The sequence below is a fragment of the Streptomyces sp. NPDC048643 genome, assembly GCF_040650615.1.
Classification (GTDB): Bacteria; Actinomycetota; Actinomycetes; order Streptomycetales; family Streptomycetaceae; genus Streptomyces.
Genome location: NZ_JBEZHO010000064.1, coordinates 35,728 through 50,352, shown reverse-complemented (window position 1 = coordinate 50,352; position 14,625 = coordinate 35,728). Strand labels below are relative to the sequence as shown.

11 protein-coding genes are annotated in these 14,625 nt (G+C 73.0%); 9 read left to right on the top strand and 2 right to left on the bottom strand.

The features are described from left to right. Positions 1–396: 396 nt before the first annotated feature. Entirely contained in the window at positions 397–2,616 is a 2,220-nt protein-coding gene (locus tag AB0C62_RS37855) for a primosomal protein N' (RefSeq protein ID WP_362981191.1), read from the top strand. Between the two features lie 139 nt (positions 2,617–2,755). Here the strand turns inward: AB0C62_RS37855 and AB0C62_RS37850 are convergent, their stop codons facing one another. Beyond that, positions 2,756–3,295, bottom strand: coding sequence for a hypothetical protein (locus tag AB0C62_RS37850; RefSeq protein WP_362981185.1), 540 nt, complete (start codon positions 3,293–3,295; stop codon positions 2,756–2,758). A gap of 348 nt (positions 3,296–3,643) precedes the next feature. Here AB0C62_RS37850 and fmt point away from each other — a divergent pair, with 348 nt between their 5' ends. Beyond that, positions 3,644–4,576, top strand: coding sequence for a methionyl-tRNA formyltransferase (fmt, locus tag AB0C62_RS37845; RefSeq protein WP_362981183.1), 933 nt, complete (start codon positions 3,644–3,646; stop codon positions 4,574–4,576). A 79-nt stretch (positions 4,577–4,655) separates the two neighbouring features. Then, positions 4,656–6,089 (top strand): transcription antitermination factor NusB, encoded by a 1,434-nt coding sequence (locus tag AB0C62_RS37840; RefSeq protein ID WP_362981181.1) that lies wholly within the window; start codon positions 4,656–4,658, stop codon positions 6,087–6,089. A gap of 30 nt (positions 6,090–6,119) precedes the next feature. Here the strand turns inward: AB0C62_RS37840 and AB0C62_RS37835 are convergent, their stop codons facing one another. Next, positions 6,120–8,300 (bottom strand): MMPL family transporter, encoded by a 2,181-nt coding sequence (locus tag AB0C62_RS37835; protein ID WP_362981179.1) that lies wholly within the window; start codon positions 8,298–8,300, stop codon positions 6,120–6,122. 134 nt (positions 8,301–8,434) lie between these two features. Here AB0C62_RS37835 and rpe point away from each other — a divergent pair, with 134 nt between their 5' ends. The 6 genes from rpe (at position 8,435) to AB0C62_RS37805 (ending at position 14,622) form a co-directional block, all read left to right on the top strand. Next, positions 8,435–9,121 carry a ribulose-phosphate 3-epimerase gene (gene rpe, locus AB0C62_RS37830; RefSeq protein WP_362981177.1) on the top strand — a complete coding sequence of 229 codons (687 nt, stop codon included), beginning with the start codon at positions 8,435–8,437 and terminating at the stop codon, positions 9,119–9,121. Positions 9,122–9,199: 78 nt separating this feature from the next. Further along, a complete protein-coding gene (locus AB0C62_RS37825) occupies positions 9,200–10,243 on the top strand; it encodes a sugar-binding domain-containing protein (protein WP_081223325.1) in 1,044 nt (347 codons plus the stop codon). A 49-nt stretch (positions 10,244–10,292) separates the two neighbouring features. Beyond that, entirely contained in the window at positions 10,293–10,739 is a 447-nt protein-coding gene (locus AB0C62_RS37820) for a ribonuclease domain-containing protein (protein WP_362981175.1), read from the top strand. Next, positions 10,736–11,113, top strand: coding sequence for a barstar family protein (locus tag AB0C62_RS37815; protein ID WP_362981173.1), 378 nt, complete (start codon positions 10,736–10,738; stop codon positions 11,111–11,113). Before AB0C62_RS37820 ends, AB0C62_RS37815 begins: the two co-directional genes overlap by 4 nt. Positions 11,114–11,220: 107 nt before the next feature. Further along, positions 11,221–12,663, top strand: coding sequence for a GuaB1 family IMP dehydrogenase-related protein (locus AB0C62_RS37810; protein ID WP_362981189.1), 1,443 nt, complete (start codon positions 11,221–11,223; stop codon positions 12,661–12,663). A 477-nt stretch (positions 12,664–13,140) separates the two neighbouring features. After that, entirely contained in the window at positions 13,141–14,622 is a 1,482-nt protein-coding gene (locus AB0C62_RS37805) for an amino acid permease (protein ID WP_362981171.1), read from the top strand. The last annotated feature ends 3 nt before the right edge of the window (positions 14,623–14,625 follow it).

Genomic DNA, 14,625 nt, shown 5'->3' with positions numbered 1-14,625 from the left:
CAAGGAACACCTGGCCGTCGTCCTCGGCGACCCGGGCACGGACCCGCTGGCTCACGGCTGCGCGGACGCCCCTCGGGGGCCGCGGAAACCGGTGGCCCGGCCGGGCCCGGATTCGTACGCTGGTGATCTCCCGGTGCGCCGGCAGCGGTTACTTCGGTGGAGTGCGCCCCCTGGGCGTGCGGTGATTTCGGAACGGCAGTCCGCCGCCACCTCGATCTCGGGAGACCCGGCACCGCCGTGCCCGGTGCGATGGCCGCGGGTACTTCCGGGTGATGTCCCCTCGCAGGTTCGAATCCTGCTGCCGGTCCTGGACCGGTATGGCCGAGCGGCCCATGGCAGAAGAGCCACCAGGTCCTGGTGGCGTTCGCGATCCGCGGCCGGCCTGATCTCGGGCCCATGGCGGTGTCGGTGCGGTCTGGTAGGAATACTGCTGTGAGCAGCACGAACGGGCGGCCCGAGAGCGCTGGGGCCGACGCGGACGACAGGGGCGGCTCGGACGGTGCGCCGCCCGAGCAGCTCGCGCTGATCCGGGAGACGGTCCGCCGGTCGAAGGAGCCGAGGGCGCCGAAGGCCAAGCCGCGGACCTGGCGCGGGGCGGCGGTGGCGAAGGAACTGCCCGTCGCGCGCGTCCTCGTCGACAAAGGGGTGCTGCACCTCGACCGCTACTTCGACTACGCCGTGCCCGAGGACCTCGACGAGGCCGCTCAGCCGGGCGTGCGGGTGCGGGTGCGGTTCGGCGCCGGCGGACGCAACGTCCGGGACGGTCGGCGCGAGGGCGGCGGCCTGATCGACGGCTACCTCGTCGAGCGGGTCGCCGAGTCCGACTACGCGGGGCCGCTCGCCGCCCTCGCCCAGGTCGTCTCGCCCGAGCCCGTCCTCGGACCCGACCTGCTCGGACTCGCCCGCGCCGTCGCCGACCGGTACGCGGGATCGCTCGCCGACGTCCTGCAACTGGCCGTTCCGCCACGGCACGCCCGGGCCGAGGCACGCGAGTCGACGCCGCCTCCTCCGCCGCCCGCGGCGCCCGACCCCGGAACCTGGCGGCGGTACGGGCGAGGGGCCGACCTCCTCGCCTCGCTCGCCTCCGGCGGTGCCCCGCGCGCCGTGTGGACCGCGCTGCCCGGACCGGAGTGGGCCGAGGAGATCGCCCGGGCCGTGCAGGCGACGCTCGCCTCCGGGCGCGGCGCCCTCGTCGTCGTGCCGGCCGGACGCCCCACCGCCCGCGTGGACGCGGCGCTCCGGGCCCTGCTCGGGGAGGGGCACCACGCGGTACTGACCGCCGACGCCGGACCGGAACGGCGCTACCGCGAGTGGCTGGCCGTACGACGCGGCGCGGTGCGGGCGGTCGTCGGCACCCGTGCGGCGATGTTCGCCCCGGTACGCGACCTCGGGCTCGTCGTCGTGTGGGACGACGGCGACGCCGGACACAGCGACGACAACGCCCCCTTCCCGCATGTCCGCGAGGTGCTGGAGCTGCGCGCCTCGCGGGACAAGTGCGGCTTCCTGTTGGGCAGTTGGACCTGCACGGTGGAGGCGGCCCAGTTGGTCGAGACCGGCTGGGCGCTGCCGCTGGTCGCCGACCGGGAGCAGGTGCGCGCCGCCGCGCCGCTGGTACGGACCGTCGGGGACGGCGATCTCGCACGCGACGAGGCGGCCCGCGCCGCGCGACTGCCCACGGTCGCCTGGCAGATCGTGCGGGAGGGGCTGCGACAGGGCCCCGTGCTGGTCCAGGTGCCCCGGCGGGGCTATGTGCCGCGGATGGCGTGCGCCCAGTGCCGGGCGCCCGCACGGTGCCGGCACTGCGCGGGCCCGCTGGAGGCGCAGGACGCGCAGGCCCTGCGGTGTGCGTGGTGCGGACGCGACGAGACGGCCTGGCACTGTCAGGAGTGCGGCGGGTTCCGGCTGCGGGCCCAGATCGTCGGCGCGCGCCGGACCGCCGAGGAGCTGGGACGCGCGTTCCCGGCGGTGCCGGTGCGTACGTCCGGGCGGGAGCAGGTGCTGGACACGGTGTCCGGCACCCCCGCCCTGGTGGTGAGCACCCCGGGCGCCGAACCGGTCGCCGAGGGCGGCTACGCGGCGGCCCTGCTGCTCGACGGCTGGGCCATGCTCGGCCGGCCCGACCTGCGGGCCGGGGAGGACGCGCTGCGCCGCTGGATCGGCGCGGCTGCCCTGGTCCGTCCGCAGGGCGAGGGCGGCACGGTCGTGGTGGTGGCCGAACCGACCCTGCGGCCCGTGCAGGCGCTCGTGCGGTGGGATCCCGTCGGCCACGCGGTGCGTGAACTCGCCGAGCGGGCCGAGCTGGGCTTCCCGCCGGTCTCCCGGATGGCGGCCGTTTCCGGCACCCCTGAGGCGCTCGCCGGTTTTCTGGCCGGGGCCGAACTGCCGGGTGACGCGGAGGTGTTGGGGCCTGTCCCGATCCCGGCCGCCGAGGCGGCACGCGGACGTCGGCCCGGCGGCCCACCCACCGGGGAGCCCGCGGAGCGTGTGCTGGTCCGGGTGCCACCGGGCAGTGGCGCCGCACTGGCGGCGGCCCTGAAGAACGCACAGGCGGCACGCATGGCCCGCGGTGGCACCGAGCCCGTACGGATCCGGATCGATCCCCTCGACATCGGCTGACACCGACCGGCGCAGGGCGCCTTCCTTTGGCCCCAAGAGGAGTGGGACGGGTCCCGGTGCCGGATGAGGGGGGAGACGCACGACTGCCTCCCGGGGCCCTGGCCGGGAGGCAGTTCTCGGTCTGTGGTGGGGGAGTGGGTCAGCCGTTGCGCGGACCGGGGAAGGCCGTGGGCCTGACCTCGTCGCGGAAGGGGCTGCCCGCGGTGGGCTGGGTGGGCATGGAGCGGGCCGCGGGGACCGTGGGCACCGCGGGGAGTCCGGCGCCGACGGTGACCGTGCGGGTGCTCGCCGTCTCCGTGGCGCGCTCCGCCTCGGCTGCGGCCTGGGCGGCGGCGCGGCGGGCGCCGTAACGACGGTGCACCGCCTGCTTGGTGACCCCGAGAGCCGATCCCACCGCGTCCCACGAGAATCCGAGTGAGCGGTCGAAGTCCACGGCGGCCGTGACCAGGGTCTCGACACTGTCCCGCAGTTCCTGCGCGAGGCGGACGGTCGGGGCGGGGGCACGCCCGTAGACGACGAAGCCCGTGGAGGGGCCGGAGCGGCGCGGGCGGTAGACGTTGCCCAGTTGGGCGGTGAGCGTGCGCAGTGCGTCCACCTGCCGGCGGACCCGCTCGATGTCCCGCACCAGCAAGTGCAGGCTTGCGCGAGCCTGGGCGTCGTGGGTTGCGTGGTCGGCCATGAACAAGCCTCTCGAACCGGCGTTGAAAAGGATCGGGCCGCTCGTGCAGCCCGCTGTGGTCAACTCTTTCTTGACCAACGCGTGGACGGGTGAGTGGTCACGCTGCGGGGGCGTGAGGGCATATGCACGGGGCGCGCCGCAGGACGTACGCCCCCTGTCATGGGGTTGACGCGCCCCCGGTCCGGCGTCCGGACGCGTCACCCGCCCGGGCCCGTCGGACGGGGGCGGGAGAACCCCCGAGCCGCGGCGCCGCAGGCGGCATAGACTGGTGCGCTGCCCCGCGCTCCGCCCTTCCCGGCTCGCGCGTGGGCATGGAAGAGCTCCCGCCCGAGAGGCCAACCGCCACCCATGAAGCTCGTCTTCGCAGGTACCCCCGAGGTCGCCGTTCCCGCCCTGGACGCCCTGATCGCCTCCGGGCGGCACGAGGTGGCCGCCGTCGTGACCCGGCCGGACGCGCCGGCCGGCCGAGGACGGCGGCTCGTCGCGAGCCCGGTCGCCGTACGGGCGGAGGAGGCCGGGATCGAGGTGCTCAAGCCCGCGAAGCCCCGTGACGAGGATTTCCTGGCCCGGCTGCGGGAGATCGCCCCCGACTGCTGTCCCGTCGTCGCCTACGGCGCGCTGCTGCCCCGCGTCGCCCTCGACGTCCCCGTGCACGGCTGGGTCAACCTGCACTTCTCGCTGCTGCCCGCCTGGCGCGGCGCCGCCCCCGTGCAGCACGCGATCATGGCCGGCGACGAGATCACCGGTGCCTCCACCTTCCTGATCGAGGAGGGCCTCGACTCGGGCCCCGTCTACGGGACGGTCACCGAGGAGATCCGGCACACCGACACCAGCGGCGACCTGCTGACGCGGCTCGCGTTCGCCGGTTCGGGACTGCTCGCCGCCACGATGGACGGCATCGAGGACGGCACCCTCAAGGCCGTGCCGCAGCCCGCCGACGGTGTCAGCACCGCGCCGAAGATCTCCGTCGAGAACGCCCACGTCGACTGGGCCGCCCCGGCGCTGCGGGTCGACCGTGTGGTGCGCGGGTGCACCCCCGCCCCCGGCGCCTGGACCGTCTTCCGGGACGAGCGGCTCAAGCTCATCCAGGTCGCCACCGTGCCCGACCGCACCGACCTCGCCCCGGGCGAGCTGTCCGTCGCCAAGAACAACGTCTACGTGGGCACCGGCTCGTACGCCGTCGAGCTGCTGTGGGTGCAGGCCCAGGGCAAGAAGCCGATGCGCGCGGCCGACTGGGCCCGCGGGGTGCGGATCCCCTCCGGCGAGCGGCTCGGGGTCTGACGTCCGCCCCACGGCCGGCCTGCGCCGCGCGGCGTAGGCTGATGAACGCACCTTTTCCCGGATCCGGAGCACCTTTTTCGTGAGTGAGCAGTCCCGTCGGCCGAACAAGCCCGGCAAGCCCTATCGCCGCCCCCAGAAGGACCCGGTCCGCATGCTCGCCTTCGAGGCGCTGCGGGCCGTGGACGAGCGCGACGCGTACGCGAACCTCGTCCTGCCGCCCCTGCTGCGCAAGGCGCGCGAGAAGGGCGACTTCGACGGCCGCGACGCCGCGCTCGCCACGGAGCTGGTCTACGGAACGCTGCGCCGGCAGGGGACGTACGACGCCGTCATCGGTGCCTGCGTCGACCGGCCGCTGCGCGAGGTCGACCCGCCCGTCCTCGACGTGCTCAGCCTCGGCGTCCACCAGCTGCTCGGCACGCGCATCCCGACCCACGCAGCCGTCTCCGCCTCGGTGGAACTGGCCCGGGTGGTGCTCGGCGACGGACGGGCCAAGTTCGTCAACGCCGTCCTGCGCAAGGTCGCGAAGCAGGACCTCGACGCCTGGGTGGAGCAGGTCGCGCCGCCCTACGACGAGGACGCCGAGGACCACCTCGCCGTCGTGCACTCGCACCCCCGCTGGGTCGTCTCCGCGCTGTGGGACTCCCTCGGCGGCGGCCGGGCGGGCATCGAGGACCTGCTGGAGGCGGACAACGAACGGCCCGAGGTGACGCTCGTCGCCCGGCCCGGACGCACCACCGCCGACGAGATCCTCGGCACGCTCGACGAGGACTCGGCGCTGCCGGGTCGCTGGTCGCCGTATGCCGTGCGGCTCTCCGAGGGCGGCGAACCGGGCGCGATCGACGCCGTCCGGGAGGGGCGTGCCGGCGTCCAGGACGAGGGCAGCCAGCTCGTCGCCATCGCCCTCGCGAACGCGCCGCTCGACGGGCCCGACCGGGTCTGGCTGGACGGCTGCGCCGGACCCGGCGGCAAGGCCGCGATGCTGGCGGGCCTCGCCGCCCAGCGCGGTGCCACGCTGCTCGCCTCCGAGAAGCAGCCCCACCGCGCGGGACTGGTCGCCAGGGCACTTGCCGGGAACCCCGGCCCCTACCAGGTCATCACCGCGGACGGCACGCGTCCGCCGTGGCGTCCCGGCACCTTCGACCGGGTGCTCATGGACGTGCCCTGCACAGGTCTGGGCGCCCTGCGCCGTCGTCCCGAGGCCCGCTGGCGGCGCCGTCCCGAGGACCTCGACGGCTTCGCCCCGCTCCAGCGCGGGCTGCTGCGCACGGCCCTCGACTCGGTGCGGGTCGGCGGTGTCGTCGGGTACGCGACCTGTTCCCCGCACCTCGCCGAGACCCGAGCGGTCGTCGACGACGTCCTCAAGCACTACGACGGCGGCTCCGCCGAGCTCCTCGACGCCCGCCCGCTGCTGCCCGGCGTCCCGGCCCTCGGCGACGGCCCCGACGTCCAGCTGTGGCCGCATCTGCACGGCACGGACGCCATGTACCTGGCACTGATCCGCCGGACGGGCTGACCGCCGCCGCGCTCCCGCACGGCCGCCGCCTCAGTCCGGGGGAGCGGCCGGTCCCGGCGCCTCACCGGGCTGCGGCGAGGCTGGGTCCGGCGGGGGCCGGGTCCCGCCGTCCTCGTGCGCCAGCCGGTTCGGCCACCACACCTTCGGGCCCACGTCGAGGAAGAGCGAGGTCACGAGGACCGAGCGCACGATGAAGGTGTCCAGCAGCACGCCGAAGGCGACCGCGAAGCCGATCTCGGCGAACCCCACCACCGGCAGGGTGCCCAGCGCCGCGAACGTGCCCGCGAGGACGAGGCCTGCCGAGGTGATCACCGCCCCGGTGGTGGCCAGCCCGGTGACCACTCCGCGCCGCGTGCCCTGATGGGCCGCCTCCTCGCGGATACGGGTGGTCAGGAAGATGTTGTAGTCGATCCCGAGCGCCACCAGGAACACGAAGACGAACAGCGGGAAGGACACGTCCTCCCCCGCGTAGTCGAAGACGTGCCGGAAGACCAGCGCGCTCACCCCCAGAGCGGCGGCGAGCGAGAGGACCACGGTCCCGATCAGCAGCAGCGGTGCGACCAGGGCCCGCAGCAGCACGCTCAGGACGAGCAGGACCACGATCAGGACGAGCGGGATCACGAGGTAGTTGTCGTGCGTCTGGGCGTCCTCCATGTCCAGCAGGGCCGCGGTGCCGCCCCCCACCTTCGCGTCGGCGTCGGGCAGCGCGTGCACGGAGTCCCGCACCCGGTCGACCGTGGCCTTCGCCGCGTCGCTGTCGGACGGATCGCGCAGCGTCGCCTCGAACAGCACCCGGCCGTCGTGTTCCGGCGCCGTGCCCGGTGGCACCCCGATGCTCGCGGGCACCACCCCGGGATCCGCCTCCACGGTCCGGCGGACCTGCCCGGCCGCCGTCGCGTCCGACACCACCACCAGCGGATCACCGGCGCCCGCGGGGAAGTAGTGCTCGGAGATCTCCTGGCCGACGATCGAGTCGGGTTTCCCGGTGAACTGGTCGGCGGTGGGGATGCCCGCGGCTCGCAGCTCGACGAGCCCGATGGAGAGGGCCGCGAGCACCAGCGCCGTCCCGATCCAGGTGGTCCGGGGACGTCGGGCGATGCGGTGGCCGATGCGCGACCAGAAGCCGCTGCGGGTCGGGTCGGACGAACCGACGTGCGGCAGGGCGGGCCAGAAGATCCAGCGCCCGAACACGAGGAGCAGGGCGGGGAAGAGGGTGAGCATGGCCAGCAGGGCGACGGCGACGCCGATCGCCGCGACCGGGCCGAGGCCCCGCGTCGAGTTCATCTCGGCGACCAGCAGCACCAGCATGCTCAGCACGACCGTCGCACCCGAGGCGAGGACCGCGGGGCCCGCCCGGTTCATGGCGCGCGCCATCGCCTCGTGCCGGTCCTCGTGACGGCGCAGTTCCTCCCGGTAGCGGGCGACGAGCAGCAGGGCGTAGTCGGTGCCCGCGCCGAACACGAGCACCGTGAGGATGCCGGCGCTCTGCCCGTTGACGGTCAGCCCGGCATGGGTCGCCAGCAGATAGATCAGCGCCTGGGCCGTGAACAGGGCGACGATCACCCCGAGCAGCGGTACGAAGAGCAGGGTCGGGCTGCGGAAGGTGATCAGCAGCATCACGATGACGACGGCCATCGCGGCGTAGAGCAGCGTGGAGTCGATGCCCTCGAAGGCCTTCGAGGAGTCCGCGGAGGTGCCGCCGGGCCCGGTGATGTGCACGGCGAGCCCGTCGCCGCCCTTGCCCACCTGGTCACGGATCGAGTCGACGGCGGGAGCGATCCGCTGCCAGCCGGCCGCGTCCATGGTGATCGGCACGTAGATCTGCGCGGCGCGCGGATCGGCCGGCCGGTCGAAGAGCGGTCCCCGGGTCTCCGCCCCGCGGATGCCGTGGTCCCGCAACTTCTTGATCTGCTGTACGTCCTCGCCGATCTGCCGCCGGTCCTGCGCCGTCAGGCCGCTCTCCCGGGCGTAGACGACGACCGCGGGGATCTGCTCGGGACGGAACTCGTTGGAGACGTCGAGGACTTGGGTCGACTCCGCCGAGCCGGGCAGCCAGGACTGCGCGTCGTTGTCCTGGGCGTCGCCGAGCTTCATACCGAGCGGTGCCACGAAGAGCAGCACCAGCAGCCACAGGGCCAGCACCAACCACTTGGACCGGCGTCCGCACACGACGCCGACGGCCGCCCGCTTCCAGGCGTCGAGCCGCTTCATTCCCACCCCCGTGGTCGGACGCAGCGCCGTTGGGCCGCCCAGCATGGCACGCGGGACGCCCGCAGGACATCGGCGGAGAGACCGAGGTCCGGACCGAGGAGAGCAACCGGCCCGGGACATGGCAGGCTTGGGGCATGGCCGCGCAGATCAACCCCAGCATCCTGTCCGCCGACTTCGCCCGTCTTGCCGAGGAGGCAACAGCGGTGCAGGGGGCGGACTGGCTCCATGTCGACGTGATGGACAACCATTTCGTTCCGAACCTCACGCTCGGTGTGCCGGTCGTAGAGTCCCTGGCCAGGGCGACGGAGACTCCGCTGGACTGCCATCTGATGATCGAGGACGCCGATCGGTGGGCGCCCCAGTACGTGGAAGCGGGTGCCGGTTCGGTCACCTTCCATGTGGAGGCGGCCGCGGCGCCGATCAGGCTCGCCCGCGAGATCCGGGCCAAGGGTGCCCGTGCCTCGATGGCACTCAAGCCGGCGACGCCCATCGAGCCGTACGAGGATCTGCTTCCCGAGCTCGACATGCTGCTGATCATGACCGTCGAGCCCGGATTCGGGGGTCAGGCCTTTCTCGACATCATGCTCCCGAAGATCCGCCGCACCCGCGAGTTGATCAAAAAGCACGGCCTCGAGCTGTGGCTCCAGGTCGACGGTGGTGTCTCGGAGTCCACCATCGAGCGGTGCGCCGACGCGGGAGCCGACGTCTTCGTCGCCGGATCGGCCGTCTACGGGGCCGCGGACCCCGCCCAGGCGGTACGTGCACTGCGCACCCAGGCGGAGGATGCGACGGCCCGCGCCTCGTGGGCGTGCGGCCACTGAACCAAGGGAACGTGAACGCCGCCCTTCGGGGCGGATCAAGTGCGCCGGATCTGCGAGGATGAACGGCGAATCCAGAGTGTGAACAGCAGTGAGGAGATCGCCGTGTCGGGTATGTCGGCGGGCCGGTCAGCCATGCGGATGGGACCCGCTGAGCTGGTGCAGGCGGCGGCCATGGCCCGCCGCTTCTACCTCGAGGGCAAGTCCAAGATCCAGATCGCCGAGGAGTTCGGCGTCAGCCGCTTCAAGGTGGCCCGGGTTCTGGAGACCGCTCTCGAACGGGATCTCGTGAGGATCGAGATCCGCGTCCCCGCCGAGCTGGACGCGGAGCGCTCGGACGCGCTGCGTGCCCGGTACGGCCTGCGGCACGCCGTGGTCGTCGAGTCCCCGGCGGACGCCGAGGAGTCGCCCGACCCGGAGAACCTCGGTGAGGTGGCCGCGGACCTGCTCGGCGAACTGGTCAACGAGGGCGACGTGCTCGGCCTCGCCTGGGGCCGCTCCACGATCCACATGGCGGCGGCGCTCGACCGGCTCCCGCCGTGCACCGTGGTGCAGCTGACGGGTGTCTACGACGCCGGGACCGCCGAGCGCGGCTCCGTCGAGGCAGTACGGCGCGCGGCGCAGGTGTCGGGCGGCGACGCCCATCCCATCTACGCGCCGATGCTGCTGCCCGACGAGGCCACCGCGGCGGCGCTGCGCAACCAGACGGGGATCGCCCGCGCCTTCGAGTACTTCGACAAGGTCACGGTCGCCTGCGTCTCCATCGGCTCCTGGGAGCCCGGCATCTCGACGGTGCACGACATGCTCAGCGACGAGGAGCGCGCGCACTACGCGTCCCTCGGTGTCGCCGCCGAGATGTCCGCCCACCTCTTCGACGCCGAGGGCCGGCGGGTCGGACGTGACCTGGGGGAGCGCTGCATCACGGTCGAGGCCGACCGGCTGCGCCGTATCCCCGAGGTCGTGGCGATCGCGGGCGGCCAGCGCAAGGCGGCCGCCATCGACGCGGTGCTGCGTTCGGGGCTCGTCACCAGCCTGGTGACGGACACCTCGGCCGCCGACTATCTGATGACGGCGGGCACGACCCCGCGTCCGGCGCTGAACCGGGCGGACCCGGACGGCCCCTGAGAGCACCCCAACGCGCGCCCCGAGGGGACGGCCGTGGCAGCATCGACCCATGCTGCTGCGGCCGTCCCCTCGTGCGTTCGCGGGCCGTCTGACGGCCCTCCTGCTGGTCTGTCTGGTGGCGCTGCTGACGGGCTGCTCGTCGACGGACACCGCCGCGTCGGGCGACCGGGTGACGACCACCGCGAACCGCTCCGGGGACCGCCCGTCCTGGGCGGGCGACCTGGCGACCGTCCGCGCGGCCGAGCTGCCCGCCGAGGCCCGCACGACCCTCGCCCTCATCGACCGGGGCGGCCCCTACCCGTACGCCAAGGACGGAGCCGTCTTCGGCAACTTCGAGCGGGAGCTGCCGCAGCGTCCGAGGGGGTACTACCACGAGTACACCGTGCGGACACCCGGCGAGGGCGACCGGGGAGCCCGGCGCATCGTCACCGGGCAGAGCGGGGAGATCTACTACACCGATGATCACTACGACTCGTTCAAGGCGGTGCTGAGATGACCCGTGGGCCGCTCGCGGAGGTGTGCCACGCGGCCGGATGGCAGGTCAGCGAGCTCGACCTCACCGGCGTCCTCGACAAGGCCGGCTTCATGGCCCGCTGCGTCCGCGCCCTCGACCTGCCCGAGTGGTTCGGCCGGAACTGGGACGCGCTCGCCGACGTCCTGGGCGACCCCGACTGGGGACCCGCCACCCCGGGCAGGCTCCTCGTGGTGAGCGGCTGGCGCCCGTACGCGCGGGCACGGCCCGACGAGTGGGAGACCGCTCAGGAGATCCTGGAGGCGGTCTCCGGCCGCTACCAGCAGTTCGACGCCACGCTGTCGGTCGTCCTCGTTCTTGGAGGATCCGACCAATTGCCCCCTGACCTGCCTGGATGATCTGTCCGGGCATCGCATACCGGCTGTCATGGGACAATGAAGTACGTGCTCTTCCCCCTGGCTGACCTGTCCGGGGGCCACCTCTGATCGACTGGGATGTGCAGCACGTGCGTTTCCTCAACGACATCCAGCCCCCGTACGACCTGACGTACGACGACGTGTTCATGGTGCCCAGCCGCTCCGCGGTCGGCTCGCGTCAGGGCGTGGACCTCAGCTCTCCGGACGGCACGGGCACCACCATCCCGCTCGTCGTCGCCAACATGACGGCGATCGCCGGCCGACGGATGGCGGAGACCGTCGCCCGCCGCGGTGGCCTCGTCGTCATCCCGCAGGACATCCCGATCGACGTCATCACCGAGGTCGTCTCCTGGGTCAAGGGGCGCCCCCTGGTGCTCGACACCCCGATCGTCCTCGCGCCCCACCAGACCGTCGCCGACGCACTGGCGCTGCTGCCCAAGCGCGCCCACAACGCGGGCGTCGTCGTGGACGAGGAAGGCCGCCCGGTCGGTGTCGTCACCGACGCCGACCTCACCGGCGTGGACCGCTTCACGCAGCTGTCCGAGGTCATGTCCAAGGACCTGCTGCTCCTCGACGCGGACATCGAGCCCCGCGAGGCGTTCAACCGGCTCGACGGCGCCAACCGCCGCTACGCCCCCGCGGTGGACGCCGACGGCCGCCTCGCCGGCATCCTCACCCGCAAGGGCGCCCTGCGCGCCACGCTGTACACGCCGGCCACCGACGCCGACGGCAAGCTGCGCATCGCCGCCGCCGTGGGCATCAACGGCGACGTGGCCGGCAAGGCCAAGCAGCTCCTCGACGCGGGCGTGGACACGCTCGTCATCGACACCGCGCACGGCCACCAGGAGTCGATGATCAGCGCCGTACGCACCGTGCGCGCGCTCGACCCGCAGGTGCCGATCGTCGCGGGCAACATCGTCGCCGCCGAGGGCGTCAAGGACCTCATCGACGCGGGCGCCGACATCATCAAGGTCGGCGTCGGCCCCGGCGCCATGTGCACCACCCGGATGATGACCGGCGTCGGCCGGCCGCAGTTCTCCGCCGTCCTGGAGTGCGCCGCCGAGGCCAAGAAGTACGGCAAGCACGTGTGGGCCGACGGCGGTGTCCGGCACCCGCGCGACGTGGCGATGGCGCTGGCCGCCGGTGCGTCCAACGTCATGATCGGCTCCTGGTTCGCCGGGACGTACGAGTCCCCGGGCGACCTCCAGCAGGACGCCAACGGACGCCTGTACAAGGAGTCGTTCGGCATGGCGTCGGCGCGCGCCGTCAAGAACCGCACCAGCGAGGAGTCGGCGTACGACCGGGCCCGCAAGGCGCTGTTCGAGGAGGGCATCTCCACCTCGCGCATGTTCCTCGACCCGTCCCGTCCGGGCGTCGAGGACCTGATCGACTCGATCATCGCGGGCGTCCGGTCATCCTGCACGTACGCGGGCGCCAACTCCCTGGAGGAGTTCGCCGAGAACGCGATCGTCGGCATCCAGAGCGCCGCCGGTTACGCCGAGGGCCAGCCGCTGCACGCCAGCTGGAGCTAGCCGCGCACAACGGCCGGAGCCGCCGCACGCCGACCGCCGCGGCTCCGTCCCTCGCCTCCACGGCCCCTGTTCCCCCTCGTGGGAACAGGGGCCGTGCGCGTGTCCGGGCGCCCCCACGACGGGCCGACGGGTGCCTCGCGGACGGCGGACAGGCTTGCCGCGAGGAGTGGACCGGCGCCCCCGGGGCGGGAATTGACGCACCGTCGGTTCAGCGGCGCGCGAACCGCTTCCACCAGCGAAAAGGCGGTTTGCGCAACCATCGAAAGGCCCCGCGCAACGAACACCCGCGCTGCCGCGATGAACGCAACGATCTTGCGGAGACGCGCAAGGTTGCTGCATTACGCCCGCGAAGCCCTGGCTCATAGGGTCAAGCGCTGTACACAGGCGTGGCGGGGACCCCGCTCGGTGGGTCCCTCCTGTCAGGGGTGCCGCCGGTCCCCGCCGTTCCCGACCGGCAGCGATGAAGGAGCCACCCGCGTGCTCGACCCCGGCGCACCCCCGCAGTCCCGAACCACCTCCTCCCCACCGTCCCCGGGGTTCGGCGCGCGCCTGATGCGCCGCAAGCCCGTGGAACGCCTGGTCGCCGAGGGTGGCCAGGGCGAGGGAGGCTCCCTGCGCCGCTCCCTCGGTCTGTGGCAGCTCACGATGATCAGCATCGGTGCCACGCTCGGCACCGGCATCTTCGTCGTCCTCGGCGAGGCCGTCCCCAAGGCCGGTCCCGCGGTCACCCTGTCCTTCGTGATCGCCGGTCTCACCGCGCTCTTCTCCGCCCTCTCCTACGCCGAACTGGCGGGCACCATCCCGGTCGCCGGGTCCTCGTACTCGTACGCGTACGCAACGATGGGCGAACTGATCGCCTGGATATGCGGCTGGTGTCTCGTCCTGGAGTACGGCGTCTCGGTCGCGGCCGTCGCGGTCGGCTGGGGCGAGTACCTGAACGAACTGCTCGACGGCACCATCGGCGTCACCATCCCGGACGCGCTGTCCGCGCCGCCCGGCGACGGCGGCGTCTTCAACCTGCCGGCCCTCATCGTCGTCCTGCTCGCCATGGCGTTCCTGCTCGGCGGAGCCAAGGAGTCGGCGCGTGCCAACACCGTCATGGTGACCGTGAAGATCGCCGCGCTGGTGATGTTCTGCGCGATCGGCATCCAGGGCTTCCGCTCGGGCAACTACGAGCACTTCATGCCGCTCGGCATGGCGGGCGTCAGCGCCGCCGGTGCCACGCTGTTCTTCTCCTACATCGGCTTCGACGCCGCCTCCACGGCGGGCGAGGAGGCCAAGGACGCGCAGCGCGACCTGCCGCGCGCGATCATGCTCTCGCTGGTCATCGTGACCGCCCTGTACGTCCTCGTCGCGGCCGTCGCCGTCGGCGCGAAGCCCTGGCGGCGCTTCAACGACTCCGAGGCCGCGCTCGCGGAGATCATGAAGGACGTCACCGGGCAGACCTTCTGGGGGACGCTGCTGGCCGCCTGTGCCGTCATCGCCATCGCCAGCGTCGTGCTCACCGTGCTGTACGGCCAGACCCGCATCCTGTTCGCCATGTCCCGGGACGGTCTGGTCCCCAAGGTCTTCGCACGCGTCGACCCGAAGACCGGCACGCCCCGCGCCAACACGGTGATCGTCTCGCTGTTCTGCGGTGTCCTCGCCGCCGCGATCCCGCTCGGCCAGCTCGCCGACGCCACCAGCATCGGCACGCTCTTCGCCTTCGCGCTGGTCAACATCGCCGTCGTGGTGCTGCGCCGGACGCGCCCGGGCATGCGCCGCACTTTCCGGGTCCCGCTCGCGCCGGTGCTGCCCGCGATCGGCTTCCTGCTGTGCCTGTGGATGATGGCCAGTCTCTCCGCCGTCACCTGGGTGGTCTTCGGTGTCTGGATGGCCGTCGGGCTCGTGTTCTACTTCAGTTACGGCTACCGCCGGTCCCGGATGGCGACCGCGGAACCCGTCGCCGAGCAACCGTAGAAC

Excerpts from the sequence above, each read along its gene's own strand:
- AB0C62_RS37815 (WP_362981173.1), top strand. The coding sequence starts at position 10,736 with ATGACCCGTGGGCCGCTCGCGGAGGTGTGCCACGCGGCCGGATGGCAG.
- rpe (WP_362981177.1), top strand. The coding sequence starts at position 8,435 with ATGGCCGCGCAGATCAACCCCAGCATCCTGTCCGCCGACTTCGCCCGT.
- AB0C62_RS37850 (WP_362981185.1), bottom strand. The coding sequence starts at position 3,295 with ATGGCCGACCACGCAACCCACGACGCCCAGGCTCGCGCAAGCCTGCAC.
- AB0C62_RS37820 (WP_362981175.1), top strand. The coding sequence starts at position 10,293 with ATGCTGCTGCGGCCGTCCCCTCGTGCGTTCGCGGGCCGTCTGACGGCC.
- AB0C62_RS37855 (WP_362981191.1), top strand. The coding sequence starts at position 397 with ATGGCGGTGTCGGTGCGGTCTGGTAGGAATACTGCTGTGAGCAGCACG.
- AB0C62_RS37835 (WP_362981179.1), bottom strand. The coding sequence starts at position 8,300 with ATGAAGCGGCTCGACGCCTGGAAGCGGGCGGCCGTCGGCGTCGTGTGC.
- fmt (WP_362981183.1), top strand. The coding sequence starts at position 3,644 with ATGAAGCTCGTCTTCGCAGGTACCCCCGAGGTCGCCGTTCCCGCCCTG.